The sequence below is a fragment of the Enterobacter sp. H2G27 genome (genome assembly GCF_054403075.1).
In genome coordinates, this window is record NZ_JBSVSI010000001.1 from 1,757,851 (window position 1) to 1,784,436 (window position 26,586).

At 55.2% G+C, this 26,586-nt stretch carries 25 protein-coding genes; 7 read left to right on the top strand and 18 right to left on the bottom strand.

Translation table 11 applies throughout. From position 1 onward, the window contains the following. The first annotated feature begins 61 nt into the window (after positions 1-61). Positions 62-757: a dethiobiotin synthase gene (gene bioD / locus ACW9E7_RS08390; RefSeq protein WP_111965730.1), complete on the top strand. Its 696-nt coding sequence runs from the start codon at positions 62-64 to the stop codon at positions 755-757. Here the strand turns inward: bioD and clcB are convergent. From clcB to ACW9E7_RS08430, 8 genes are all read right to left on the bottom strand, one after another. Then, the gene (clcB, locus tag ACW9E7_RS08395; protein WP_458727566.1) at positions 692-2,002 is read right to left on the bottom strand and encodes a voltage-gated ClC-type chloride channel ClcB; all 1,311 of its coding nucleotides are present in this window, start codon (positions 2,000-2,002) and stop codon (positions 692-694) included. The genes bioD and clcB overlap by 66 nt on opposite strands. A gap of 102 nt (positions 2,003-2,104) precedes the next feature. Next, the gene (gene osmV, locus ACW9E7_RS08400) at positions 2,105-3,253 is read right to left on the bottom strand and encodes an osmoprotectant ABC transporter ATP-binding protein OsmV (RefSeq protein WP_111965732.1); all 1,149 of its coding nucleotides are present in this window, start codon (positions 3,251-3,253) and stop codon (positions 2,105-2,107) included. Next, entirely contained in the window at positions 3,253-3,900 is a 648-nt protein-coding gene (gene osmW / locus ACW9E7_RS08405; RefSeq protein ID WP_021241193.1) for an osmoprotectant ABC transporter permease OsmW, read from the bottom strand. Before osmW ends, osmV begins: the two co-directional genes overlap by 1 nt. Before the next feature lie 8 nt (positions 3,901-3,908). Further along, positions 3,909-4,808, bottom strand: coding sequence for an osmoprotectant ABC transporter substrate-binding protein OsmX (gene osmX, locus ACW9E7_RS08410; RefSeq protein ID WP_048030685.1), 900 nt, complete (start codon positions 4,806-4,808; stop codon positions 3,909-3,911). Between the two features lie 18 nt (positions 4,809-4,826). Next, positions 4,827-5,537, bottom strand: coding sequence for an osmoprotectant ABC transporter permease OsmY (osmY, locus tag ACW9E7_RS08415; RefSeq protein ID WP_143345036.1), 711 nt, complete (start codon positions 5,535-5,537; stop codon positions 4,827-4,829). A gap of 276 nt (positions 5,538-5,813) precedes the next feature. Continuing rightward, a complete protein-coding gene (locus ACW9E7_RS08420) occupies positions 5,814-6,551 on the bottom strand; it encodes a YoaK family protein (protein WP_133294297.1) in 738 nt (245 codons plus the stop codon). Positions 6,552-6,710: 159 nt separating this feature from the next. Then, a complete protein-coding gene (locus ACW9E7_RS08425; RefSeq protein WP_458727567.1) occupies positions 6,711-7,334 on the bottom strand; it encodes a glutathione S-transferase family protein in 624 nt (207 codons plus the stop codon). Between the two features lie 142 nt (positions 7,335-7,476). Further along, a complete protein-coding gene (locus ACW9E7_RS08430; protein ID WP_288459461.1) occupies positions 7,477-8,031 on the bottom strand; it encodes a VOC family protein in 555 nt (184 codons plus the stop codon). A gap of 9 nt (positions 8,032-8,040) precedes the next feature. On the opposite strand from ACW9E7_RS08430, the gene ACW9E7_RS08435 reads away from it, so the two are divergent. Further along, complete coding sequence (locus ACW9E7_RS08435; protein ID WP_115874924.1) at positions 8,041-8,601, top strand: TetR/AcrR family transcriptional regulator; 561 nt, start codon at positions 8,041-8,043, stop codon at positions 8,599-8,601. 54 nt (positions 8,602-8,655) lie between these two features. Here the strand turns inward: ACW9E7_RS08435 and asd are convergent, their stop codons facing one another. The 3 genes from asd to ACW9E7_RS08450 all read right to left on the bottom strand — a co-directional run bounded on the left by asd (position 8,656) and on the right by ACW9E7_RS08450 (position 10,821). After that, positions 8,656-9,774, bottom strand: a complete 1,119-nt coding sequence (asd, locus tag ACW9E7_RS08440; RefSeq protein WP_111965739.1) for an aspartate-semialdehyde dehydrogenase — start codon at positions 9,772-9,774, stop codon at positions 8,656-8,658. A 305-nt stretch (positions 9,775-10,079) separates the two neighbouring features. Then, entirely contained in the window at positions 10,080-10,397 is a 318-nt protein-coding gene (locus ACW9E7_RS08445; RefSeq protein ID WP_059365166.1) for a YebG family protein, read from the bottom strand. Between the two features lie 70 nt (positions 10,398-10,467). Then, on the bottom strand, positions 10,468-10,821 hold the full coding sequence (locus tag ACW9E7_RS08450) for a helix-turn-helix domain-containing protein (RefSeq protein ID WP_458727568.1): 354 nt from the start codon (positions 10,819-10,821) through the stop codon (positions 10,468-10,470). Between the two features lie 337 nt (positions 10,822-11,158). Between ACW9E7_RS08450 and ACW9E7_RS08455 the strand changes: the two genes are divergently transcribed. After that, the gene (locus tag ACW9E7_RS08455; RefSeq protein ID WP_274243029.1) at positions 11,159-12,334 is read left to right on the top strand and encodes an efflux RND transporter periplasmic adaptor subunit; all 1,176 of its coding nucleotides are present in this window, start codon (positions 11,159-11,161) and stop codon (positions 12,332-12,334) included. A gap of 24 nt (positions 12,335-12,358) precedes the next feature. Further along, positions 12,359-15,514, top strand: coding sequence for a multidrug efflux RND transporter permease subunit OqxB (oqxB, locus tag ACW9E7_RS08460; RefSeq protein WP_149366796.1), 3,156 nt, complete (start codon positions 12,359-12,361; stop codon positions 15,512-15,514). A 67-nt stretch (positions 15,515-15,581) separates the two neighbouring features. Here oqxB and ACW9E7_RS08465 read toward each other — a convergent pair whose 3' ends face one another. From ACW9E7_RS08465 to ACW9E7_RS08475, 3 genes are all read right to left on the bottom strand, one after another. Next, positions 15,582-16,061 carry an RrF2 family transcriptional regulator gene (locus ACW9E7_RS08465; protein ID WP_029739386.1) on the bottom strand — a complete coding sequence of 160 codons (480 nt, stop codon included), beginning with the start codon at positions 16,059-16,061 and terminating at the stop codon, positions 15,582-15,584. Between the two features lie 137 nt (positions 16,062-16,198). Then, a complete protein-coding gene (locus tag ACW9E7_RS08470; protein WP_133294303.1) occupies positions 16,199-17,587 on the bottom strand; it encodes a sensor histidine kinase in 1,389 nt (462 codons plus the stop codon). After that, positions 17,587-18,264 (bottom strand): response regulator, encoded by a 678-nt coding sequence (locus ACW9E7_RS08475; protein ID WP_111965744.1) that lies wholly within the window; start codon positions 18,262-18,264, stop codon positions 17,587-17,589. Before ACW9E7_RS08475 ends, ACW9E7_RS08470 begins: the two co-directional genes overlap by 1 nt. Positions 18,265-18,466: 202 nt before the next feature. Between ACW9E7_RS08475 and ACW9E7_RS08480 the strand changes: the two genes are divergently transcribed. After that, positions 18,467-19,303: a MipA/OmpV family protein gene (locus ACW9E7_RS08480; protein ID WP_458727569.1), complete on the top strand. Its 837-nt coding sequence runs from the start codon at positions 18,467-18,469 to the stop codon at positions 19,301-19,303. Positions 19,304-19,410: 107 nt separating this feature from the next. Here ACW9E7_RS08480 and ACW9E7_RS08485 read toward each other — a convergent pair whose 3' ends face one another. Continuing rightward, a complete protein-coding gene (locus tag ACW9E7_RS08485) occupies positions 19,411-19,959 on the bottom strand; it encodes a hypothetical protein (protein WP_232057384.1) in 549 nt (182 codons plus the stop codon). 257 nt (positions 19,960-20,216) lie between these two features. Between ACW9E7_RS08485 and ACW9E7_RS08490 the strand changes: the two genes are divergently transcribed. After that, positions 20,217-20,642, top strand: a complete 426-nt coding sequence (locus ACW9E7_RS08490) for a VOC family protein (protein ID WP_136194779.1) — start codon at positions 20,217-20,219, stop codon at positions 20,640-20,642. A 581-nt stretch (positions 20,643-21,223) separates the two neighbouring features. Further along, positions 21,224-22,939: a SulP family inorganic anion transporter gene (locus tag ACW9E7_RS08495; protein ID WP_136194780.1), complete on the top strand. Its 1,716-nt coding sequence runs from the start codon at positions 21,224-21,226 to the stop codon at positions 22,937-22,939. Between the two features lie 42 nt (positions 22,940-22,981). Here the strand turns inward: ACW9E7_RS08495 and dmsD are convergent, their stop codons facing one another. From dmsD to ACW9E7_RS08510, 3 genes are all read right to left on the bottom strand, one after another. After that, positions 22,982-23,596 (bottom strand): Tat proofreading chaperone DmsD, encoded by a 615-nt coding sequence (dmsD, locus tag ACW9E7_RS08500; protein ID WP_367897248.1) that lies wholly within the window; start codon positions 23,594-23,596, stop codon positions 22,982-22,984. Between the two features lie 93 nt (positions 23,597-23,689). Beyond that, the gene (gene ynfE, locus ACW9E7_RS08505) at positions 23,690-26,128 is read right to left on the bottom strand and encodes a selenate/tellurate reductase subunit YnfE (protein ID WP_133294308.1); all 2,439 of its coding nucleotides are present in this window, start codon (positions 26,126-26,128) and stop codon (positions 23,690-23,692) included. 131 nt (positions 26,129-26,259) lie between these two features. Then, positions 26,260-26,529 carry a DUF1161 domain-containing protein gene (locus ACW9E7_RS08510; protein ID WP_021241220.1) on the bottom strand — a complete coding sequence of 90 codons (270 nt, stop codon included), beginning with the start codon at positions 26,527-26,529 and terminating at the stop codon, positions 26,260-26,262. Positions 26,530-26,586 lie beyond the last annotated feature (57 nt).

The window sequence follows — 26,586 nt, forward strand, 5'->3', positions numbered from 1 at the left end:
CTCCACTGAATTATTTACCTGGTTTATATTTTCGAAGCATACCCAAGAGGTGGAGTGAGTCATGCTTAAGCGTTTCTTTGTTACTGGTACAGATACCTCTGTCGGCAAGACCGTCGTATCCCGCGCATTGCTGCAGGCGCTGGCAGCAAGCGGTAAACGCGTGGCAGGGTACAAACCGGTCGCAAAAGGGAGTAAAGAGACGCCAGAGGGATTGCGTAATAAAGACGCCCTGGTGCTGCAAAGCGTCTCGTCACTGGAGTTGCCTTATCACGCGGTCAATCCCATCGCGTTAAGCGAAGAGGAGAGCAGCGTGGCGCACAGCGGCCTGATTAATTATCCCCTGTTGTCCGACGGACTGGCGAACCTGAGCGAGAAGGTTGACCACGTAGTGGTTGAAGGGACGGGCGGCTGGCGCAGCCTGATGAATGATTTGCGCCCGCTGTCTGAATGGGTTGTGCAGGAGCAGCTTCCGGTGGTGATGGTGGTGGGGATCCAGGAAGGGTGCATCAACCACGCGCTGCTGACGGCGCAGGCGATTGCCAATGACGGCCTGCCGTTGATTGGCTGGGTGGCAAACCGCATCAACCCGGGCCTGGCGCACTACGCCGAGATTATTGACGTGCTGAGCACCAAACTGCCTGGACCATTAGTGGGCGAGCTGCCTTATTTGCCACGCGCCGAGCAGCGCGAGCTAGCGCAGTACATCGATCTCTCTGCCCTCGGTGGCGTGCTGACCGTAGACAGAGTCGTGGCGTAACGTCCGCGACAATACGGACGCCACCACGCAGGCGACCAGCAGGCCGGGCAGTAAAAAATACTGTCCGGTCATTTCACAGACCATCAGCGCCGACATAATGGGCGCATGCGTGGTCGCGGCGAGTAGCGTTGCCATCCCTGCCATCCCCAGCAAAATAGCCGTTTCAGAACCCGGCAGCCACAGCGCGAAAAGCTGCGCGAACAGCATACCCGTTGCCATACCGACAAACAGCGTCGGCGTGAACACCCCGCCCGGCGCACCCGATCCGCTGCTCGCCAGCACTGCCAGCAATTTACAGATGAACACTCCGGCAATCACCGACAGCAGCGGCGGCGCGAGCAGAAAAGCCTGAACCACGCTGTAGCCGTTCCCCCACACCTTCGGCGTCAGAAGAGACAGCAGCCCGACGATCGCACCGCCCAGCGCTAATTGCCACGGAGGCGAAAGCTTAAGGCGCAGGAACAGCCCGTGGCTGAATGCCATCAACCCCATCAGCAGCGGTCCGCAAAGCCCTGCCAGCAGCCCCATGGCGATCAGCAGGGCATAATCGGCTGCGGTGAGTGTGCCGCTCAAATGGACCGCGTAGAGCGTGCCGGTACCCGGCGCCAGAAGCTGCGTGGTGAGCAGCGCCACCACCGCCGCGATAACCACGGGCCCGAGCGAGGCCAGCATCAGGGTGCCAAACAGAATCTCCGCAATGAAAAGGCTTCCGGCTAACGGAGCATGGTAGGCGCTGGCCATCCCGGCCGCGGCGCCGCAGGCGATCCATAACTTCCATTCGGATTTGGGCGTAAAGCGCCGGGCAAAAAAGGAGGCGGCGAGGGCGGCAAGCAGGATCATCGCCCCTTCACGCCCGATGGCGCTGCCGCTGGCAAGGACAAGCAGAGAGGCAAGAGATTTCACCAGGCTGGCGCCGTAGTCAAACTGACCGTCGCCCGTCTCCAGCGCTTCCATGTAATCGGTAGGGGCATGAGGCCGCTGGGTGGTCAGCCGCTGCCATCCCCAGAGCAGCAGCCCGGCAGCCAGCCCGCCCAGAGCGGGCGTCAGCGCACGCCGCCAGGGTGAGAGCGACGCGGCGGCATTCACCAGGCTGCCGCTGTCGTTGCTGAGAAGCAGCCACTCCAGCAGATACATGCTGTGGCGGAACACCGCAACGGCCAGCGCGGCCAGCACGCCGGTGACGGTTGCAATCAGCAGTCGACGAAACATCGCGCGGATGTCGGGGTAGGTATGAAGACGTTGCATGGGGTGCGTTTTAACGGGGACGATACGATATTGTGGCGGGAAATCGCGGGGTTAGCAAAAGGTCTGCGTGCGAAAAGGCCGGGCAATGCCCGGCCAGAAAGGTTAGCTGTCGGTGTGAATATTCAGCGCCCGGCGCGTACGACCTGAACTCAGATACTCGGCAATATAGTCCTGAGAAATCTCGCCGTTGTAGCGCCCGTCCTCATCTACGATCGGCATCCAGCTGGTGTTGCTCTCATACAGGCGTGACAGCACCACGCGGAGGTTGTCTTCCGCCTTGCCGGTCATGCGGAACGGATGCAGGATGTCGGCGCAGGTCCCGCTGGCGTTACGCGCTTCGCGACGCTTCACAAAGCCCAGCGGCTTGCCGTGCTCGTCGACTACGGTAATTGCGCGAATATCATTATCATCCATGGTCGCAAAGGCTTCGGAAAGCGGAGTAGAGCCCCGCACCGTAATGGTCGGCTGCTGGTCGGTGACGTCGCCCGCCGATACCAGCAGCAGGCGCTTCAGGGTGCGGTCCTGACCGACAAACGAGCCGACAAACTCGTTTGCTGGTTTCGCCAGCAGTTCGTCCGGGCTGGCGCACTGCACGATTTTCCCCTGACGGAACACCGCGATACGGTCGCCGAGCTTCAGGGCTTCGTCGATATCGTGGCTCACCAGCATGACGGTTTTTTTCAGCTTGCGCTGCATCTCCAGGAACTGGTTCTGGATCACCTCGCGGTTGATCGGGTCCACCGCGCCGAAAGGTTCATCCATCAGCAGTACCGGAGGATCCGCCGCCAGGGCGCGGATCACGCCGATGCGCTGCTGCTGGCCGCCGGACATCTCGCGCGGATAGCGATTCAGGAACTTATGCGGATCCAGCGCCACCATATCCATTAGCTCTTCGGCGCGGGTTTTACAGCGCGCTTTATCCCAGCCCAGCATGCGCGGCACGACGGTAATGTTCTCTTCGATGGTCATGTTCGGGAACAGGCCAATCTGCTGGATCACGTAGCCAATGTTGCGGCGCAGTGTGACGGTGTCCATCCCGCTGGTGTCTTCGCCGTTGATCAGGATCGTCCCGCTGCTTGGGGTAATGAGGCGGTTAATCATCTTCAGTGTGGTGGTCTTCCCGCAGCCGGACGGGCCCAGCAGCACACACATTTCCCCTTCAGGCACGTTCAGGTTGACGTTGTCGACGGCCTTAAAGGTCTGGCCGTGCTTCTGTGAAAATTGTTTGGTGAGGTTTTCCAGTTTTATCATTATCGAATCCCCTTCGGAGTCAGAACCACCTGCAGACGGTGCAGCAGCCAGTCGAGCACAATAGCTAAAAGACAAATCATCAGCGCGCCCGCAATCAACATGCGGATATCACTTCCGCCGATGCCGTTGAGCAGCAGCAGGCCCAAACCGCCCGCGCCGATCACCGCGGCAATCGCCATCACGCCGATGTTCATCACCACGGCGGTGCGGATCCCGCCGAAAATCACCGGCAGCGCCATCGGGATTTCGACCCAGCGCAGGCGCTGCCAGAAGGTCATGCCGATACCGCGTCCGGCTTCACGCAGGCCGGGCGGCAGGCTGTCGAGCGCCGTATGGGTGTTACGCACAATCGGCAGCAGCGAGTAGAGAAATACCGCCGTGATCGCGGGCAGGGCGCCAATTCCCTGACCGATCAGCGAAAACAGCGGGATCATCAGGCCAAACAGCGCAATGGACGGAATGGTCAGCACGATGGTGGCAATCCCCAGCACCGGCGTTGCCAGCCACCTGTGGCGGACAATCAGAATGCCCAGCGGTACGCCGATGAGAATGGCTAAGCCCACGGCCAGCGCCACCAGCCACAGGTGCTGCAGCGTCAGGGTTAACAGGTAGTCCCAGTTGTCCAGAATGTAGTGAATCGTCTCCATAGCGCCTCCTACAGCAGCTGTTTGCTACGCAGGAAATCGCGGGCGACCTGCTGCGGTGACTGATGGTCGATATCCACCTTCTTGTTCAGCTCGGTGATAACGTCGTTGTTGAGCTGGGCCGAGAGGGTGTTGAGCGCCTCTTCCAGGCCGGGGTTGGCCTCCAGCGTGTCTTTACGTACCACCGGCGTCACCGCATAGCTCGGGAAGAAGCCTTTATCATCTTCCAGCACCTTGAGGTCGAAGCCCTTCACGCGGCCGTCGGTGGTATAAATCAGCCCGGCGTCGACGAAGCCGTCGCGCACCGCGTTATAGACCAGTCCGGGGTCCATCTGACGGATCTGCGGGCGGTCCAGGTCCATCTTATAGGCGGCCTGAAGCGGCTTCATACCGTCGCTACGCCCGGCGAATTCCAGGTCTAAGCCCAGCAGCCAGTTTTTGTCCGGGTTGGTTTTACGGATCTGCTCAATCTTCGCCACCATCTCCGACATGGTGTTGATATGTTCCGCCTCGGCGCGCTTGCGCTGCATGGCGAACGCATAGGTATTGTTCATGTCGGCGGGCTTGAGCCAGACCAGACCGTGCTTCGCGTCCAGGCGTTTCACCGTCTCGTAAGACTCCTCTGGCGACATGCGCTTGTTGATGTGGTTAAAGATGATTAATGACGTGCCGGTGTACTCCCAGGTCATGTCAATCTGCTTGTTGATCATCGCGTTACGGGAAATCACCGTGGCGATATTGGTTTGCGGCTGAACCTGGAATCCTTTCTTTTGCAGGTACTGCACGGTCATCGCCGAGAGAATATGCTGCTCGGTAAAGCTCTTGGTTGCCAGAATCAGCGGGGCCGCCATCGCCTGGCTGGTGAACAGCGCCGCGGCACACAGCGCCGTCAGGCCGGAAAACAGTCTCATAAAAGCTCCTTGTTATTGTTATCGGGGGAGATGGGGACTCATCACGCGACCCAGCGCCGCCAGCAGGGTATCGAGGATCAGGGCGAACAGGGCGGTGGCCGCCGCGCCGAGGATCAGGGTCGGGAAATCGTTCAAATAAATGCCGGGGAAAATTAGCTCGCCGTAGCTGCTGGCGCCAATAAGGAACGCCAGCGGCGCGGTACCAACGTTAATGGCGGTCGCAATGCGAATGCCGGAGAGCATCACCGGCCAGGCGGCTGGCAGCTCAACCTGACGCAGACGCTGCCATTTGGTCATCCCGATGCCGTTTGCCGCTTCCAGCAGCGACGGCGGGACCGAGCACAGCCCGGCATAAGTATTACGCACGATCGGCAGCAGCGAGGCGAGGAACAGGGCGATGATGGCGGGCGTATCGCCAATGCCAATCACCACCATCGCCAGGGCCAGCACGGCCAGCGGCGGCAGCGTGTTGCCTACGTTGAAGATTTGCATCACATATTCGGAGATTCCCCGCGCGGCCGGGCGGCTCAGCAGAATACCCGCCGGAATACCCACCAGCAGGGCAAAGAACATTGATGAGAAAACCAGAATCATATGCTGTTGCCCGAGATAGATCAGGTCAACCTTACGCGCCTTGATCGTTTCCAGCCCGATCCCCCAGACGAGGAGGGCGAGAACCACGATAATGGCGCCGACAAACAGCAGCGAACGTTTGAGTAATGGGTGCATTGCGGTGTGTCTCCCTGTGCGCATGCGTTATAGCAACCACCGGTTGCCTGTTGTTATGCCATGTTTCGGCAGGGGTATTTCACCTATAGCAAGCGTTTGGGAAGGGTTCCAGCGAAGGGGTAAAATCAGTAACCCTATGAAAACAGTGACAACCTGGTGTTAAGCCTTATGGCGTAAGGGCTGATTGTGTAGCGGGCAGAATAGTCCTAAAGCGAATCTTTCGATGTGACAACGTCACATCGAAAGAGCTCTTACACCGAAAATATGGCACAACCTTCATAGAGTGGCACGCACTCGTCGAACCCGCGACGAGACGGTGATAATTGATACCACGGCGACAACCGCAAGCATCAACCCCAGCGCCAGCATGGCGTTGAAGCCAATCCATCGGAACAGCAGCAGCCCCGCGATACCGCCCGTAATGAAGGAAAACAGGGTGGTTAAGTGGGTTTTTAGCTGACTTTTTTGTGCCGCCGTATCTTTGGAGTAATCCCTGCGCAGCATCGCCACCATTACGGAGGCCAGGGAAATCCCCGCGTCCGTTAGCGTGCCGGTAATGTGCGTCGATCTTACCCGTCCGCCGGAAAGCTGCGTGGAGGTGGAATTATGAATGCCCATCAGAAAGCAGAGAAAAAGAATAATTTCGCGGTTGCTATTGAGCGCATGGAAATACATTTCGTAGAAGGAAACGCCGGTCAGTAATATCCCCTCGACAAAAAGGATCTGGCAAAAAACCAGCCTGACGTTATGGATAATACCCCATATGACGATCGTGCGCGCAATAATGGCGCCAGCCACAAATGAGAGAATGATCGAGCCGAAGAAAATAATATCGCTCAGATCGGTAGAAGAAACTTCGCTGGATAACTGTGAGGTGTTGCCGGTCATGTGTGAGGGAAAAAAACCAAATGCCCCAAGGGCGATGGCGTTAAGCAAACCTGCCGAGGTCGCCAGCCAGAGAGCAAGCCGGCGATCCTCCTTATGCGTTCGTTCTTTCTTGAGTCTTATCAGCAAGAATACCTCCGGGTTGAGCTTTGCCTGCCTATTCAGGCTAGCAAAGCGATTCAACGGGCTGTCCAGGATAGAGCTTAATTATTATTCCCTCTGATGACTTTCAGGGTTTCGTAATTAAATAAAACAGCCCCGTTGCGGTATTCATTCAGGCATTAAGTTTTACACCATGCCGTTATTGCCGTGACGCAAAAATGCCTGACGCTGGTTAAGGCGCTCGAACCAGGCCACAATGGCGGGTACGTCTGGCTTATCAAACGGCGTCATTTTCCAGCGATTCACCGACAGCCCAAGCACCACGTCCGCAAGGGTAAACGTCTCGCCCGCCGCAAAAGCCCCGGTGCGCTGCAGCTGGTTTTCCAGAATGGTGATGCAGTGGTTCCACTCCTTGATTCCTGCCGCAATGCGCTCAGGGTCGTTAAAGTCCGGGTTTTTACGCCCCAGGGCCGGGAAGACATAGCGCCAGGCGTTGTTAAATTCAGTGGCCTGCCAGTCCATCCAGCGCTCAACGTTGGAGCAGGCCTGCGGTTCTGCGGGCAGCAGATCGTGACGTTCGGCCTTGCGCGCCAGATAACGGCAGATGGAATTGGACTCCCACAGCACGAAATCGCCATCAATCAGCACCGGCACCATGGCGTTGGGGTTCAGGGCGCGGAAGGCATCCGTTTCCGTCGAGGCGAAACCGCTGCCGTAATCTTCCTGCTGATAGGTTACGCCCGCTTCTTCGCAGGTCCAGAGCACTTTACGAACGTTGATGGAGGTGGTTTTGCCGAGGATGGTGATCATTGCGCAGGTGTCCTTTAGAGGAATGAATTGTCTAAAACAATACACCCGTTGTGCGTCAGAGGCTGGGGCAAAATTTGGTGGGGGCAGCTGAAGGTAGTAGTGCGAAGCATTTTCGGAGAGCACTTCGCAGTCTAAAACTGATTTAAACAGGCTGTTGGCTACAGTGGCTGGTATAGAAACTTATACCGTTTCCATCCGGATCCTGCAGGGAAAAATAATGATGTCCAAATAGCGTTTCCTGCGCAATTTCCTGAGCTGAATATCCCTTTGCGATGAGGCCAGTTCGATACGTTTCAAGTTCCGATCTGGAATGGCCCGCGATCATGAGATCAATTTTTTCTGCAGCAAAATCTGGCCGCTGACCAACGCGGCTGATATGCAGACTCTGCGTTTCAGGCACATCCTTTTCGGTCAACAATAAATGGGTGCCGCCGCGTAACTCAATAATCGCCATGCCCGGAAATTTGTCGAGCGCACGCAGGCCTAGCCCCTGGTAAAATGCATAGCTGGCATCAACATCGTTCACTTTCATCACAAAATGTGCGAGTGCTGCAGAGAGTAATAATTCATTCATTTTCTTGCCTTTCATAGGTTTATCAGGGAATGAACGCATTGCAATCTTGTCGGGCAAGGCTTGCAGTGCTAATGTGACTGGCCAGTCGAAAACATTATCCGACTGATCAGTCGAATTAAGCAAGGGGAAATCGTGACGCGCAAAAAAGAAATCGATCGGGAGCAGGTTTTAGATGCTGCTGAAAGCATCATCCTTGAGTCTGGAGGGCGCGTATTTACGCTGGATGCCGTCGCGGAACGTGCTGGCATCAGTAAAGGCGGCCTTGTGTATACCTTTTCATCAAAGGATGGCCTGATATACGCCGTGCTTGAGCGCGAAGTGACGCGTTTCCAGCAGGCAGTCAGTCAGCGTCTTACAGATACCGCCGCAGGGCCACGAGAATTAATTCTTGCGCACATCGAGGAAGCGCTGGAGGAAGAGGATGCTGTAACACAGATGGCGGCGTTTCTTATTACGGCTCTCGTGCATGCGCCAGGTATGCTGGCGCCCGTTCGCAACCTGTATCGCACACTTCTCGAACCGCTACGCGAGGCTGGAGAGGAGATGGCCGATGTCAGGCACGCGTTTCTCGCTGTAGAAGGCATATTCCTGCTACGCGGACTGGGGCTCGCTGATATCCCGGCAGGCGAAATAAAATCGGTATTGCGTCACGCGCGTGAAATGATTTTGGCGGCGTTGGCACGAACCTGCTGAGACAATACAATAAAAGCACCTGTTCAATAGATGCTTTTATTCAGAAAATATGTCTTAGATTTTGCCCAGCAGAATATTCAACATGCGGCGCAAGGGCTCCGCCGCTCCCCACAATAGCTGATCGCCAACCGTCAGAACCGAATATATTGGATCGTTGTTGAGAGACATTTTCTTGTAACGGCCAATACCAACCTGAAGCGAACCGCTGATATAAGCCGGGGTCAATTTACTGACGCTTTCAACCTTGTTATTGGGCACATAGTTAACCCAGGGATGAGAATGCGTCACTAACGCTGCAAATTCTTCTTCGCTGACGTCACGCCTGAGCTTCATGGTGATTGCGGCGCTGTGGCAGCGTATCACGCCAACACGAATACACAATCCATTTACCGGGATCGCACCAGGAGACAAACCAAGAATTTTGTTTGTTTCGGCTTCACCTTTCCACTCTTCACGGCTATTACCATCCCCTAAATCGCTGTCAATCCACGGTATAATGCTGCCCATTAAAGGCGCGCCGAAATTCTGTATCGGCATGTCAGCGCTGTTAATTAACGCACTGACTTTATTGACTAAAGGCAGCACTGAACCTGATGATGCCAGTTCATCAGAGGACAAATGCTCACTGATCCAGGCACTTTGAACAATTAATTCCCTGACATATTGCGCTCCCGCACCTGATGCAGACTGATAGGTCATAACGCTCATCCATTCGATCAGGTCAGCCTTAATCAACCCTGCCAGCCCCATAAGACTCAGCGTGATGGAACAGTTGCCACCGACAAAAAGTTTAATTCCCTCTTTAACGGCACGATCAATCGTGGGGCGATTGACGGGGTCGAGAATAATGCAGGCTTTCTCATCCATCCGTAGCGCTGAGGCCGCGTCAATCCAGTAGCCTTGCCAGCCACAATTAATCAAAGCAGGATAGATTGCTTTTGTGTAATCACCGCCCTGACAGGTAATGATGATATCCATTTCGGCCAGGTCACTGATAGAATTAGCATCTTTGAGTGTGTAGCTGACGCCGCCAATGACTGGACCGGCGGCCCCGGCGCTTGAAGTACTGTAAAAATGCGCTGAGATATCGTCGAAGTCGTTCTCTTCGACCATTCTCTGTAATAAAACAGAACCAACCATTCCTCGCCAACCAACAATACCAACCTGCTTCATTTGTTTAGCCTTATCAACGTTACAAGAATGTTAATTTCCGCAGCAGGTTATATCTCATCCAAACATGAAGATCACTACGAACTGCAGCTAATTCCTTCATTATTAAAATGTTTTATAAGACATCAGCAATATTTATACCTGATGAAGCCATCAGTTAAAAAACGATCGCAGGCATGACGTGCAATGACTGTCAATTAAGAATGAAAGAGCAATTATTAAGAAGCGAATCTCTGGCAAAGGGGGAGCCCGGAATTGGCTGCCGGGCCTGGTGAATAGTTCAAAATTGGTGATGATTGTTCAGACAATCAGGCCGCTTTCACTGCCCTGATTTTTTTCGTGTCAGCCGCATCGGATTCTGTTTTATCCGCTACCGCTGGAGCAGTGAGATCGGGAAGCTTGCTGGTACGAAGAATATGCTGCACGGTCTCTTTCTGCTCGGCGAGATACAGGCCAAGGTTTTCAGCCTGCGTTTCATCCATCTGCATTCCGCTTTGCAACAGCCAGTCGGTGAACGCGTCGGCCATATCAAGCAGCTTGTCGTGAGCGTCAGCCTCTTTCTTACTGGCAAATGTCATTTTCTCTTCACCTTTTCTTACGACAACAAATTTTGTTTCAACAGCCATCGTGCACCTCGCTATACTGTGTTTATATACAGTATATCAGCAACAGATCGACGTTGCAGCAAAATATGCATTATTGGTGAAGCTGCTGCGTTGCGGGGCCACCTATACTGCGCCGCCATGCCCCAGGCGCCTGACCATACTGACGCTTAAAGCTGCGGTTGAAGGACTGCTGGGAGTCAAAGCCCAGCGCGATCGCCACGTTCAGAATCGGTTCGTCGCTGTGGGATAACCGCTCAACCGATTTTTGCAGCTTTTGCGCACGAATATACCCGGCGAGGGGATAGCCCGTATGCTCTTTGAACAGGCGCTGGAGGTGCCATTTCGAGTAGCCGGAACGCCTGGCGACGGTCTCAATGTCCAGGCGACTGTCCAGGTTGTTGTCGATCCAGTCGAGTAAATCATGCATAAATGCGCCAGTGTTCATCTGGTTACCCCCACGCAGCGGATGAAAAAGTATCTTTGTCTGTTGCATTTAAAGGTGGCGCGTTTTTTCAGTAATTGCAAGTTTTATTGTTGCATTTAAATCCCTGACCGAAACGGGTCTTTTCACATCCGCTCAAATAGCACATAAAGTGCAACAATTATTCTTGCACTTAGTTAAGCGCCTTCCTACAATCGCCGCGAATAGTGTATTCGCAACTGTTACAGTTTTGTGGCGATGAACGACACAAATGGCCTGAAGACAGCCCCCGGACAAAGGAAGTGGCGCGGTGCCTCCTGCTGCGTCTTGCCCGGTGGCGACAATTACTGGAATAAAAATAATGAGCCTGCAAAAAACCTGGGGTAACTCTCCTCTGAGCGCGCTGGGGGCAATATTGCTCTCCGTGCTGCTCGTCGGATGCGATAACAGCGTCGCGCAAAATGCCGCGCCACCTGCGCCTGCCGTGAGTGCCGCTGACGTGGTGGTGAAATCGATTAGCCAGTGGGATAGCTTTAACGGCCGGATTGAAGCGGTGGAGAGCGTTCAGCTGCGCCCGCGCGTTTCCGGCTACATTGATAAGGTGAATTACACCGACGGCCAGGAAGTGAAGAAGGGCGAGGTGCTGTTCACTATTGATGACCGTACCTATCGCGCCGCGCTGGAACAGGCGCAGGCGAACCTGGCGAGGGCCAAAACGCAGGCCAGCCTCGCGCAAAGTGAGGCTAACCGTACCGATAAGCTGATCAATACCCATCTGGTCTCACGGGAAGAGTGGGAGCAGCGACGTTCGGCTGCCGTTCAGGCGCAGGCCGACATTCGCGCCGCGCAGGCGGCGGTTGACGCAGCCCAGCTCAACCTGGACTTCACCAAAGTGACCGCGCCTATCGACGGTCGCGCCAGCCGGGCGCTGATCACCAGCGGGAACCTGGTGACTGCGGGCGATACCGCCAGCGTCCTCACCACGCTGGTCTCGCAGAAGACGGTGTACGTCTACTTTGACGTGGACGAGTCAACCTATCTTCACTATCAAAATCTGGCCCGCAGCGGGCAGGGGGCGTCCAGCAATCACACGGCGCTGCCGGTTGAGATTGGCCTGACGGGCGAGGAGGGTTATCCCCATCAGGGCAAAGTGGATTTCCTGGATAACCAGCTCACGCCGAGCACCGGGACAATCCGCATGCGCGCGCTGCTGGATAACTCACAGCGTCAGTTCACGCCGGGACTGTTTGCCCGCGTACGCCTGCCGGGCAGCGCGGAATTCAAAGCCACGCTGATTGACGACAAGGCGGTGCTGACCGATCAGGATCGTAAATACGTTTATATCGTCGATAAAGAGGGGAAAGCGCAGCGTCGCGACATTACGCCGGGTCGTCTGGTAGACGGTTTACGCATCGTGCGGCAGGGGCTGAATCCTGGCGACAAAGTCATCGTCGAGGGTTTACAGAAAGTGTTTATGCCGGGTATGCCGGTTAACGCCAAAACCGTTGCCATGACCGCCACCAGCGCCCTCAACTGATCCCTTGACCTGAGAATCCAACCCATGGACTTTTCCCGCTTTTTCATCGACAGGCCGATCTTTGCTGCCGTCCTGTCGATTCTGATTTTTATCACAGGGTTAATCGCCATCCCGCTGCTGCCGGTGAGCGAATATCCTGACGTCGTGCCGCCAAGCGTGCAGGTGCGCGCGGAGTACCCGGGCGCTAACCCGAAAGTGATTGCCGAGACCGTGGCGACGCCGCTGGAAGAGGCGATCAACGGCGTTGAGAACATGATGTACATGAAATCCGTCGCGGGCTCGGACGGCGTGCTGGTGACCACCGTCACCTTCCGTCCGGGGACTGACCCCGATCAGGCGCAGGTTCAGGTACAAAACCGCGTCGCGCAGGCCGAGGCGCGTCTGCCGGAAGACGTGCGGCGTCTGGGCATTACCACCCAGAAGCAGTCGCCCACGCTGACGCTGGTGGTGCATCTGTTTTCGCCAAACGGTAAGTACGATTCGCTGTATATGCGCAACTACGCCACGCTGAAGGTGAAGGACGAGCTGGCGCGTCTGCCCGGCGTCGGCCAGATCCAGATTTTCGGCTCAGGCGAATACGCGATGCGCGTGTGGCTGGACCCAAATAAGGTGGCGGCGCGCGGGCTGACCGCTTCGGACGTGGTCACGGCGATGCAGGAGCAAAACGTACAGGTCTCCGCCGGTCAGCTTGGCGCCGAGCCGCTGCCGAAAGAAAGCGATTTCCTGATCTCCATTAACGCCCAGGGGCGTCTGCACACCGAAGAAGAGTTTGGCAATATTGTCCTGAAAACGACGGAGGACGGTACTGTCGTCCGCCTGCGCGACGTGGCGCGGATTGAAATGGGCTCCGGGAGCTATGCTCTGCGTTCCCAGCTTAACAATAAAGATGCGGTCGGGATTGGTATCTTCCAGTCGCCGGGGGCGAACGCCATCGATCTGTCTAACGCGGTGCGCGCGAAAATGGACGAACTGTCGACGCGCTTCCCGGCGGACATGAAGTGGGCGGCACCTTACGATCCGACGGTCTTTGTGCGCGATTCGATCCGTGCGGTGGTGCAAACGCTGCTGGAAGCCGTGGTGCTGGTCGTGCTGGTGGTCATTCTGTTCCTGCAAACCTGGCGCGCGTCGATCATTCCGCTGATCGCGGTGCCGGTGTCGGTGGTGGGTACCTTCAGCATTCTTTACCTGCTCGGCTTCTCGCTGAATACCCTCAGCCTGTTCGGGCTGGTGCTCGCCATCGGTATCGTGGTGGACGACGCCATCGTGGTGGTGGAAAACGTCGAGCGAAACATAGAAGAGGGGCTTGCGCCGCTTGCGGCCGCGCACCAGGCGATGCGTGAAGTGTCCGGGCCGATTATCGCGATTGCGCTGGTGCTGTGCGCGGTATTTGTGCCGATGGCGTTTCTCTCGGGCGTTACCGGTCAGTTCTACAAGCAGTTTGCGGTGACGATCGCGATATCGACGGTGATCTCCGCTATTAACTCGCTGACGCTCTCTCCGGCGCTGGCGGCACTGCTGTTAAAGCCGCACGGCGCGCCGAAGGATTTCCCGACCCGGCTTATCGATCGTCTGTTCGGCTGGATTTTCCGTCCGTTTAACCGCTTTTTCCTCCGCAGCTCAAACGGCTATCAGGGACTGGTGGGTAAAACGCTGGGACGACGCGGCGCGGTATTCGTGGTTTATCTGCTGCTGCTCTGTGCCGCAGGCGTCATGTTTAAAGCGGTGCCCGGCGGGTTTATTCCGACGCAGGATAAGCTTTACCTGATTGGCGGTGTGAAGATGCCGGAAGGCTCTTCGCTGGCGCGTACCGACGCGGTGATCCGCAAAATGAGCGAAATCGGGATGAATACCGAAGGCGTGGACTATGCGGTCGCGTTTCCGGGGCTGAACGCGCTGCAGTTCACCAATACGCCGAATACCGGTACGGTGTTCTTTGGCCTGAAGCCGTTCGATCAGCGTAAACATTCCGCTGCGGAAATTAATGCGGAAATTAATGCGAAAATCGCGCAAATCCAGGAAGGCTTTGGCTTCTCCATTCTGCCGCCGCCGATTTTAGGGCTGGGTCAGGGGTCGGGCTATTCCCTGTACATCCAGGATCGCGGCGGTCTGGGCTATGGCGCGCTGCAGAACGCGGTGAACACCATGTCCGGTGCGATTATGCAGACCCCGGGAATGCATTTCCCGATCTCAACCTACCAGGCTAACGTTCCGCAGCTGGACGTCCAGGTTGACCGCGATAAGGCGAAAGCGCAGGGCGTGTCGCTGACCGATCTTTTCGGGACGCTGCAAACCTATCTGGGGTCGTCGTACGTCAATGACTTCAACCAGTTCGGACGAACCTGGCGCGTGATGGCGCAGGCCGACGGGCAGTTCCGCGACAGCGTGGAAGATATTGCGAATCTGCGCACCCGCAACAGCCAGGGCGAAATGGTGCCGATTGGCAGTATGGTGAAAATCACGACCACCTACGGGCCGGATCCGGTGATTCGCTATAACGGCTATCCGGCGGCGGATTTGATTGGCGATGCCGACCCGCGCGTGCTCTCATCTGCGCAGGCGATGACGCAGCTGGACGCGATGTCTAAGCAGATCCTGCCAAACGGGATGAACATTGAATGGACGGATCTGAGCTTCCAGCAGGCCACTCAGGGCAATACGGCGCTGATCGTCTTCCCGGTGGCGGTGCTGCTGGCGTTCCTGGTGCTGGCGGCGCTGTATGAAAGCTGGACGCTGCCGCTGGCGGTGATCCTCATCGTGCCGATGACCATGCTCTCCGCACTGTTTGGCGTCTGGCTGACCGGGGGCGATAACAACGTCTTCGTGCAGGTGGGGCTGGTGGTGCTGATGGGGCTGGCCTGTAAAAACGCCATTCTTATCGTGGAGTTTGCCCGCGAGCTTGAAATTCAGGGCAAAGGCATCATGGAGGCCGCGCTGGAGGCTTGCCGCCTGCGTTTACGCCCGATTGTGATGACCTCCATCGCCTTTATCGCCGGGACCATTCCGCTGATCCTCGGTCACGGCGCTGGCGCAGAAGTGCGCGGCGTCACGGGGATCACGGTATTCTCCGGCATGCTGGGGGTGACGCTGTTTGGTCTGTTCCTGACGCCGGTGTTCTACGTGACGCTGCGTAAGTTCGTGACGCGTGGGAAAAAAGAGGAAAGGGACGTTCTGCCCGCGTAAGGACGTTGCCGATAATAAAAAACCGCCTTCATAGTGAAGGCGGTTTTTTTTCGCATCAGGTAAAACGTTATGACGTTTTTTGATACTGGGCAATAAGGTCGGGGAGTGGATCCCATCCGCTGCTGTCGGCGTTTTTCACCGCTTCCAGGGCGCTTGCCACGGTATGGCGGGCCAGTACTGCTAACGAAGCCTCTTCGGCTTCTTCAGAAATGGATTTGAAGTACCAGCAGGCGTTGGCGCTGACCACGCAGCGGGCCGGCACGTCAGGGCGGGAGGCCCACAGCTTTTTATCTTCGATGACCGAAAGGTAGATGTCGCGCAGGGTGATCTCTTCCGGCGGGCGACCAAGATGAATGGAGCCGTTACGGCCAAGCGTTGAGACGATAATGCCGTCTCGCGTCAGCGGAACCATCAATTTGCGGATGAAGCTCGGGTTCGCTTCCAGACCGTAGGCCAGAATCGCACTCGTCGAACGTTCACCCAATTGCTCCGCCATCGCTACGCTGAGAACCATCTGCAAAGCTGTCGGGAAGCGGTAATCTAACATTTCTCTGTCCTGGGTTGCGGTGAATCTTGTTCTTTTTGGCACCGCAGAGGTGAATAAGCAATAAACAACAATATAACAAACACGGTAATTTTTTTGAAGCAATCTGCGGCATTTGCGATCAAACCCCCTGTTCTGCTTTAGCTAAACGTGCGGTTCGGGAAGTCTACCGTCACCAGGAGGCCACCTTCTGCAGAGGTTGTCAGGTTTACGCTGCTGTTGTGTTGCTGCGCCACCGCTTTAACGATGGCAAGTCCCAGCCCGCTGCCGCTCTGCACCTGATTAGGATCGCGGAAAAAGCGGTCGAACACGCGCTCCTGCAGCTCGACCGGAATACCCGGGCCCGCATCGGAGACGCGCAGCTGGACGACGCGATCGCCCGCCCGCACGTCGACCTGAATCCGCCCGCCCTCGGGGCTGTACTTCACCGCATTCTCAATGAGATTATCAATCAACGACACCAGGCGTTCCCTGGCGCCGGGGATCCAGACTTCATCCTCGGCAAAGAATTCCAGCTCGATCCTGCGCGCAGACGCTAAGGGTTCCAGCTCGGCCATGCGTTCCTGGACGAGCGTCGTCAGCGGCACGGGCTCCATGACCGTATCAATACTCGCTTCACTGTGCATCATCAGCAGAAGCTGATTGACGAGACGTGCGGCGCGGCTGTTGCTGCGGATCACGCCGGCAAGCAGCTCCTGCTGGCTTTCGCTGATGACCCAGGACTGCAGCGCCTCCACGTTGATGCGCATCGCCGCGAGGGGCGTACGCAGCTCGTGTGCGGCATCCGCGATGAAAACCCGCTCCCTTTCCGCGCTTTCACGCACCCGGGCAAGGAAGTCATTGATCGCGTCCACCATCTGGCGAAGCTCTCTGTGCTTCGGTACGGCTTTTAACGGAGAGAGATCGTCCGGCGTGCGTAACGTAATTTCATTGACCACCTTATTCCACGGACGCATCGCAATGCGGATGGAGAGCCATGCGGGAAACAGCAGAAAAGGGAAACAAACCAGCAGCGGCAGAATGTAGTATCCGCGCGAGTTCAGGTAGATAAAGAAGTTCCAGCCGCTGGCAGGGGTGAAAAGGGTTACCTCCACGTCGGAGTTGGGCGATTTCAGGGTTCGGCTGGTCCAGATGCGACCTTCACTTTGAACGTGCTCCATTTCACCTTGTCGGGTATTTGTTACCCCTGCGGGTGCTCCGTCGGATGAAAAAATAACGGTATTATTTTTGCGAACGATGAGGTTAATCGACAGCAGGGGATCTTCCCCTCCGCCGTAACCTTCACGCAGCGCCTTGCTGAAGGCCTCCAGCACGGCGGTACGATCCTGCGGGCGTCCGTCCATACGCTCAGCCAGGGTAAAAACGGTTTCGTACGTTTTGCTGCCCGTGATGATAGGAGGGCTACGCAGGTCCTCCCACAGAATGAAGGTTAAAAAAAGACACCACAGCAGGGTAAGCAGCAGCATCTGGGCGATGGTAATTCGCCGTACCAGCGTCGGTCGCCTCAGGTGATACCAGACGTTTTGCATCAACCGGTCACCTTCTGTATTGAGACGGTATCAATAACGTACCCGACGCCCCGGACCGTTCGCACATAGCCGTCGCCGATTTTTCGCCGTAAATTTCCCATATGCACGTCGAGCGCGTTGCTGAGGTTCTCTTTGTTGCCGAATATCCTTTCTTCCAGAAACCGCCGGGTCAGCACGCGGTCCGCGCGCAGCATCAACGTTTCCAGCAGCGCGTATTCACTGGCCGTTAAATCGATATGGCGCGCGCTCACCGTCACGCGACGCGTCGGTATATGAAGAGAGAGCCCGCGAATTTCTATCGCCTCATTCTCAAAACCGTAGCTGCGCCGTGCAAGAGCCCTCACTCGCGCCAGCAGCTCGGCGAGAATAAAAGGTTTGACGAGATAGTCGTCCGCGCCGGCATCCAACCCCCGCAGGCGATCCTGCAATGTTCCTCGCGCCGTCAGGATGATGACCGGGATCCCCTTGAGCTGCTGACGCAAACGCGTCATCAGGCTCATGCCATCTCCGTCGGGCAGGCCGAGGTCGAGCAAAATAAGTTCCGGCACGCAGACGTCAAGCTGATGCAGCGCATCCTCTTTACGGCGAACCCATATGACGTCAAACCCTTGATCTGAGAGAGCGATACGTACGCCATTGCCGAGATCCAGGTCGTCTTCGATTAGTAGAATTTTCACATTGGTAACGGTATCAACCGTGAATGAAGAACATCTTAAGAAGAAACGGTATCAGGAAATCAGCCTGGTATACAGCACCTGCTTGCGCTTCAGCGTTTCTTCATTTTCGGCTCATAAGAACCTTAGGGTGAGTATTCAAAATGGGCGTTCTGGCGGTTAACCGCATGCATCGTCATCATTTGAATCCATAAGGACTTCCTTAATGAGAAACATCGAACTGCGTCATACGTTCCCTCATTTACTTTCGGGCCGCTGCCTGAAAACCATCGTGCCGGGCGTCGTTCTGGCGTTACTGGCTACGCCTGTGCTGGCGGAAGAACAGCGGCAGGGTAACGTCTTAACCCTGGGGGGCGGCGTGGACGTAGGACCACGCTATTCGGGTTCAGATAAAACCCGCGTCTCAGCGGCTCAGGTAGTGGATTATTCCATGGAAAATGGATTCTTTATCGGCACCACGCGAGGGATCGGTTACGGTAACAACATCGGCAACCTGGATTACAGCGCAGCGCTGAGCTATAGAACGGGCCGTAAAGATAAAGACGTGAGCAGCGATTCGATCGGCTCCGGCAGCGACGAGCTGCGAGGAATGGGGAAGATTAAAGGCTCGGCTATCGTAGTGCCCGGGCTTGAGTATAAGGTGACCGACTGGCTTCATCTGCAGCTGCAGGTTGAGGTACCGGTTTCTGAAAGAGACAACGGTGAAGCGGTACATTTTGGTATTTCCAGCCCGTTCTACACCTCACCAAAAAATGAGGTGGCGCTGGCGCTGACCGGCAGTTGGGGATCGGACAAGTATATGCAGACGTACTACGGGGTAAACGCCGCCCAATCGGCCGCATCGGGTTTTGCCCGACATGACGCCGGGGCCGGGATTTATGCCTGGTCGATGAACCTTGACTGGACCCACAAGCTCACCTCGCGCTGGAGCGTACTTGCCTCAGCGGGTGTGACGCAGCTGACGGGGGATGCAGGGGGCAGCCCGATTGTGCAACGCAAAACGTCACCTACGGGGAGTTTGAAGGTGACGTATAGTTTTTAGCTTGTGGTTTTGAGCGTGCACCAGCGGTAATTTAAGCCCCTCCGGTTGAGACGGTGGGGCGGTTCCCCTTACGGGCAGTTACAGCACTGCACACATGGTTGACGGATTTATCTAAAGCTCCATTGGGCCGTGATGACAAAAACGGAGGGGATGATAATACCCACATCCATACCAAAATAAGAGGTAAAATTATACTGAAATCCATGATATATGTAGGGAGAAAAACCTATCCCTGTTACTTTTTTAAAATCATGGTATGAACCATGGTCGCCACAATCATCGAAAGTATCAAAGAAAAATTCGCCTACATATCCATAGATTCCCTTAAAAACCCAACCGTTATTCCATCCAGCCCAGTCTCTTCTTACGCCGGCGGCCAGACATCTGTCATTAAAGCTGTTTTTCATTGTGCCTAGCACAACACTATATTTCGACGTATCCGAGAATTTCCGCTCCACGGATATAAACTTGTTTTCAAAGTTCTCCGTGTATTGTCCGTGATTATTTGTCAGATGATAAACGTATGAGCCAGTGTTAATTGAATACAGATTTATTTCATCTGCAGAGCAATTCAATGTCGCCAGATAGAAACTTCCGCACCAAAGCCATGCGGAGTATCTTTTCAGGACTATCTGCTTATGTGGAATATTATCCATATTCGCTCGCTTTGGCTAACGTACTGAAATTTTAAAGGGGGATTTTCGATCTGCAGTTGCAAAAATTTTAGCATATATACGGAAACTTGAGATACTCACGTAATGGGGCGGGGGCTGAGATCGCCTTACAGAACATGTTCAGCAAACCATTTCGCCCACACGCTTACAATGCTCAAAATCCGCTTTTTTATAACCCCTTAATTCATAGCCCCAGGTATAATGTCTGCTCAGATAAACGGCAAAGAGGAGGTGACAAGATGCTGACATATATCACCATAGGTACAAATGACCTTCAGCGCTCCGTGGCGTTTTATGACGCTGTTTTTAACGTGCTTGGCTATTCACGTTTGCCTGCCTGGACAGAGAACTGGGCAATGTGGGGAGATGAAAATCATCCGGATGAGGGATTCAGCTTCTGTATTTGCCCTCCTTTTGACGGGCATCCCGCAACGGCGGGAAACGGGACAATGTTCGCATTCCGTGCAGATAACGCGGACCTTGTCAGACGTTTCCATGCAGCAGGACTTCTTGCGGGAGGGAAAAATGAAGGCGCGCCAGGGACACGAACCGCGTACGGCCCCGATTTTTATGTTGCCTATCTTCGCGATCCTGACGGGAATAAGCTGGCATGTGTTTTTCAGCACTATTCGCCGGAATCAGATGAAAATTCAAAGGAACAATAGTTACTCCATGGATGAAATTTTAGGATGTTTAGCGGTGACGAAATCAGCCGTGCGATAAAGCTATATCAATAAAGGTGTCTACAGCAAATTGTGAAAGTAACGCTGTTGTTCCATAGTTGCTGAAGCAGTTTTGAGCGAGGAGTGGACGCTGGCCTTTTATACTCGCCGATCTGTCTGACGTATGTATCATAGATTCATAGGCTCATGACTATGCGCGGAGATTGCACATGCTTATTTATAACGTTTTGGACGTCATATGGCGTTAAGCGTAAGAACGATCGATGGCTGGTATTTCGCGCTAACCTGACCGAGATAGTTTTCTCGACTCTATGACATCGCTATTCCAGACGATATGAGAGAAGGTGAGATTACCAGCGTGCAGCACTGCAGCGTCCGGCCAGGCCAACCCCGGCTAAGGGGTAGTTTATGAACTATGTTTAATACCAGTCAGAAAAGTACGATGGCTGTAGTTTTATCAGGAACTGAGAGGCGGCGGCCTCAGTCCGGAGCATTTGAAAGCCAGAACCTCACTGAGAAGTGTGCCAGCATGACGTGGCAAATATCCCTGTCCGGAGAAGAATGTGTTCGGAAAACTATTGTTAAACTACATGCCAGGTTTACAAAATTTGTTAGCCTACGATAAAAGCTGGCTAAAACATGATGTTAAAGCCGGGTTATCCGTTGCGGCTGTAGCGCTACCCGTTGCGATTGCTTACGCTGAGCTGGCGGGTGTTGGGGCAATTGTAGGGCTCTATTCCTGCGTTTTACCAATGATAGCTTACGCACTGTTTGGCTCTTCACGCCAGCTTATTGTGGGCCCAGATGCAACGACATGCGCGGTGATTGCGGCCGTCGTGTTTCCGCTTTCTGCGGGGAATCCCGAACTACACTGGCAGCTGACAATTATCATGACATTGATGATGGGCGGGTGGTGCCTGCTTGCCAGTAAATTCCGCCTGGGCGCACTTGCCGATCTGCTTTCTCATCCCATTCTTACCGGCCTGCTTAACGGCGTAGCGGTGACGATTATTGTCGGGCAACTAGGCAAGGTGTTGGCGATTAAGCTTGATGAGGCGCAGGTTATTGAAAAAATAATCGCCTTGCCAGGCCGACTTTCAGATAGCCATTTATTAACCGTAGGGATATCCCTTTTTACGTTAATTATTTTAATGGCGATTAAAACGTATCGCAGCCAGTGGCCAGCGCCTTTAATTGCTATTGTGATAACAACGGCGCTGGTATGGGTGACCTCTGCGCAACAGTATGGAATTGCCACGATTGGGGGAGAAGGCTTCCATCCCGGTTTACCCATCGTTAACTGGGGGGCGTTCCAGCCCGGTCCGATGCGTGATTTAGTGATCCCGGCGCTGAACCTGGCGTTGGTCAGTTTTGTCAGCCTGATGCTGACCGCCCGCAGTTTCGCCGCGAAAAATGGCTATGAAATTAATGCTGATGCAGAGTTCCGCGCGCTGGGTATTGCGAACATTATGTCGGGGTTATCTCAGGGGTTTGCTATCAGTGGCGCCGATTCCCGGACCGCGGTTAATGATTCGGTTGGGGGGAAAAGTCAGCTGGTTTCGGTGGTCGCAGCTTTGATCATCGGTATTGTCGTGGTGTTTTTCACTCAGCCATTACAATACATTCCGGTATCTGCGTTAGGTATAGTTCTAATGTATGCCTCGTGGTCATTAATCGATTTACGTGGATTATGGAACCTGAGGCGCAGAAATAAGCAGGCATTTCGTCTGGCCTTTTTCACGTTTGGCTGCGTTTTAATTATCGGCGTTATCCAGGGGATCGGCCTTGCGGTGTTGCTTGGCCTGTTACAGTTCCTTCGTACAGTGTTTCGTCCCTCTGAGCACCTGCTGGGCACTGACGACGATGGAATGATTCACTCATTAGGAAATACGAACGATATTAAAATGGTCCCGGGCGTGCTGATGTATCGATTTAACTCGCCGTTGACCTATTTTAACGTGGCTTATTTTAAACGTCGGGTTTTGAACCTGGTTGATGGGGCTGCCTTACAGCCTAAATGGGTGGTCATTGATGCCGTTGCCTGCTTCACCTATTCAGACATCAGCGTTCTGGCAACCATTAATGAGTTAAAGCGCGATCTGAAAGGTCGACAGATAAAATTAATCCTTGCGGGCAGGAAAACAGAGTTAACCCGCTGGTTTAAAGAGAGTCGGCCAACAATGAATGATGATGACATGATTCTGGCGCCAGACCTCTACCTGGCACTTCGGTTCATTCAAAGTAAAGAGAGTGCGAGTGAATCAGGAGGAGAGGTTTAAACCATCCTGGCTTGCCCGCCATCCGCGAGCAAGCCACACCCCTTAGCGATACAGCGTCTTTTCCGCAACCGGAATAAGCAGCCCGGAGCGCCAGTCCGCGAGCGTCAGCTGCGCAAGCCTACCCAGCGCGGTATAAAACGGATGCCCGGCGTTGTCGACAAATACGGACAGGAAGCGGGTGCTCCATGGCAGCAGGTGCCAGGCCAGAAGCCGATCGCACTCAGCATCGCGACCATTCTCGGCCAGCCACGCTGCCAGCAGCAGCAATGTCCCAAAGTGGTCTTCCGGTTCGTTCTGCTGCATCTCAAACGCGATATTGTTCTCCCGCATCCACTGACGCAGGGCGAGGGTCGAGTCGCCGAACAGCACGGATTCGCGGTCGAGCCAGATGGAGCCCCACGGCGGAGCGGGCAGGGCGTAAGGGCCAATAAACAGCCGTTGCCACGCGTCCGTCAGCGGCTCGTCGGCAGGCGAGGCAAAGGATTCGTCAATGGGCTGCAGCGTTTCCGGCGGCAGAGGCCAGTCCTGAACCCAGTCGCCCGCGGTCAGGGCCTTGACCAGCGGAGCAGCCTGCTCGCTGTCGGGTGAAAAATAAAACAGCGCGCCCAGTACGCGGGCGCTAAACGCGAACGATTCACGCTGTGAGACGTCTTTCATTACATCTTCCTTGCTCGCGCGGATTTCGCCCGCGCGACTGTGTTAAACCAATTTATAGACCATAGAATAAACAACGGTCATGCGCTTCACTTTTTAGACCTTCTCGATCTGCACCAGATTGGTGTGCTGCGGGTTGCCTTTTGCCAGCGGCGACGGGCGGTGCGTGGTAAGCGTGTTGATGCATGAGCCGTGGTCGATACGATCGCCGTTCATGTTGGCGTCGTGCCAGGCACCCTGGCCCATGGCGCTCACGCCGGGCATGATGCGCGGCGTGACTTTCGCTTCAATTCTCACCTCACCGCGATCGTTAAACACGCGCACCGTATCCCCGTTCTTAATACCGCGTTTTTCGGCATCAACAGGATTAAGCCAGACCTCCTGGCGGCAGGCTGCTTTAAGCACGTCGACGTTACCGTAGCTTGAGTGGGTACGGGCTTTGAAGTGGAAGCCAAACAGCTGCAGCGGGAACCGCGCGCGCTCGGGCGCATCCCAGCCGTCAAAGGTCGAGGCATAGACGGGCAGAGGGCTGATGGTCTCATCTTTTTCAAGCTCCCAGGTGGCCGCAATCTCCGCCAGCTTGCTGGAGTAAATCTCAATCTTGCCCGAAGGCGTTTTCAGCGGATTGGCATCCGGGTTTTCGCGGAACTTTTTATAGGCCACAAAATGTCCGTTCGGATCTTTACGCTTGTAAATGCCCATTTTTTTCAGCTCGTCATAGGACGGCAGCTGAGGGTCTTTTTCGAGCATTTTGGCATACAGATACTGCAGCCACTGCTCCTGCGTGCGTCCTTCGGTAAATTTCTGATGGATATCCGGCCCGAGGCGTTTCGCCACTTCGCTCATGATCCAGTAGATGGGCTTGCGCTCAAACTTCGGCGCAGTCACGGGCTGGAGGAAAATCAGGTAGCCCATATTGCCCGCATAATCGTTAGGAATGATGTCTTCCTGCTCGACGGTCATCAGGTCCGGCAAGATGATATCGGCGTATTTCGCTGACGACGTCATGAAGTTATCGATGACCACAATCATTTCGCACTTGCTTTCATCCTGCAGGATATCGTGGGTTTTATTGATATCGGAGTGCTGGTTGATGATGGTATTGCCCGCGTAGTTCCATATGAACTTAATCGGCACGTCCAGCTTATCCTTTCCGCGTACGCCGTCGCGCAGGGCGGTCATTTCCGGCCCGCGGGCGATGGCGTCCGTCCAGCTGAAGCAGGAGATTTGCGTTTTGACCGGGTTATCCGGCAGCGGCATACGCTCAATGGTGATGGTGTAGGTCGACTCTCGCGCGCCGCTGTTCCCGCCGTTGATCCCCACGTTTCCGGTGAGGATCGGCAGCATCGCGATGGCGCGCGAGGTCAGCTCGCCGTTCGCCTGACGCTGGGGTCCCCAGCCCTGACAGATATAGGCCGGCTTCGCGGAGCCAATTTCCCGGGCAAGCTTAACGATGCGTTCTGCAGGAATGCCGGTGATGCGTGAGGCCCACTCCGGCGTTTTCGCCGTGTGGTCATCGCCCTGGCCGAGAATATACGCTTTGTAGTGACCGTTAGCGGGCGCGCCTTCCGGCAGCGTTTTTTGGTCGTAGCCAACGCAGTATTTATCCAGGAACGGCTGGTCGACCAGGTTTTCGTCGATTAATACCCAGGCAATACCCGCCACCAGCGCGGCATCGGTTCCAGGACGGATCGGGATCCATTCATCTTCGCGTCCGGCTGCCGTGTCGGTGTAGCGCGGGTCGATAACAATCATGCGCGCGTTGGACCGCTCGCGGGCCTGCTCAAGATAGTATGTAATCCCGCCGCCGCTCATGCGCGTTTCCGCCGGGTTATTGCCGAACATCACCACCAGTTTAGTGTTTTCGATATCCGAGGTGCTGTTGCCGTCGTTGCTGCCATAGGTGTAGGGCATCGCGCAGGCAATTTGCGCCGTGCTGTAGGTGCCGTAGTGGCTCAGGAAACCGCCGTAGCAGTTCATCAGGCGCGCCACCAGCGAAGCGTAAGGGGAAGAGCGGGTGATATTGCCGCCGACAATTCCGGAAGAGTAGTTGATATACACCGCTTCGTTGCCATATTTAGCCACCACGTCTTTCAGGCTGGCGGTGATAGTGTCGAGCGCTTCATCCCACGTGATGCGTTCAAACCTGCCTTCGCCGCGTTTGCCCACGCGCTTCATCGGGTAGTTCAGACGGTCAGGGTGATTGATGCGGCGGCGGATTGAACGTCCGCGCAGGCAGGCGCGCACCTGGTGATCGCCATACACATCCTCGCCGGTGTTGTCCGTTTCGACCCAGTACACTTCGTTGTCACGCACGTGCAGACGCAGCGCACAGCGGCTGCCGCAGTTGACAGAGCAGGCGCCCCACACGACGGTATCTTCAGGGGGCTGGACGGCGCCCTTCACCGCGGCGGCAGCGCTTTTAAGACCAAATGGAAGCGAGATCCCACCAGCGGCAAGCGCCAGAGAACCTATCGCCGTAGATTTCACGAGAGTTCGACGGCTAATTCCGCCGTGATTTTCAGCATCGGACATGGCTCACCCCATCATTATAATTGCGTATTATTTTTCCCGAAATGATATCCGGGCTAATGATGGGGTGAGTGTCACTAATTTGGGGAGACTAAATATTAATCCTTATCAAATCAAAGTGGATTGAAGCTCAATTACTGAGGTTCAGCTGCCGCACCGCTGCCAGTGCGGGTGTACAAAATCTTAAACGTGTCGTTAGCGCAGTGGCCCACCACCTGCGTGCCCGGCTGGTCGGCCTGGTCGTTCGGCACGATGTTCAGCGTAAAACCTGACTCAGGCACGCCGTTGTTGACGATCTTCTGCTGAATGTCGCTTTTCACGCGCTCGCAGGAATCCGGTGCCGCCAGCGCGGCCGTCGAGGCACTCATTAACAGCAGGGCGGTAATCCAGGGTAACCGTTTCATCTATAGCTCCTTTTCTCTGTGTGTTGAATTAGTGTAGCAGGGGAGACTTAAGTCTAT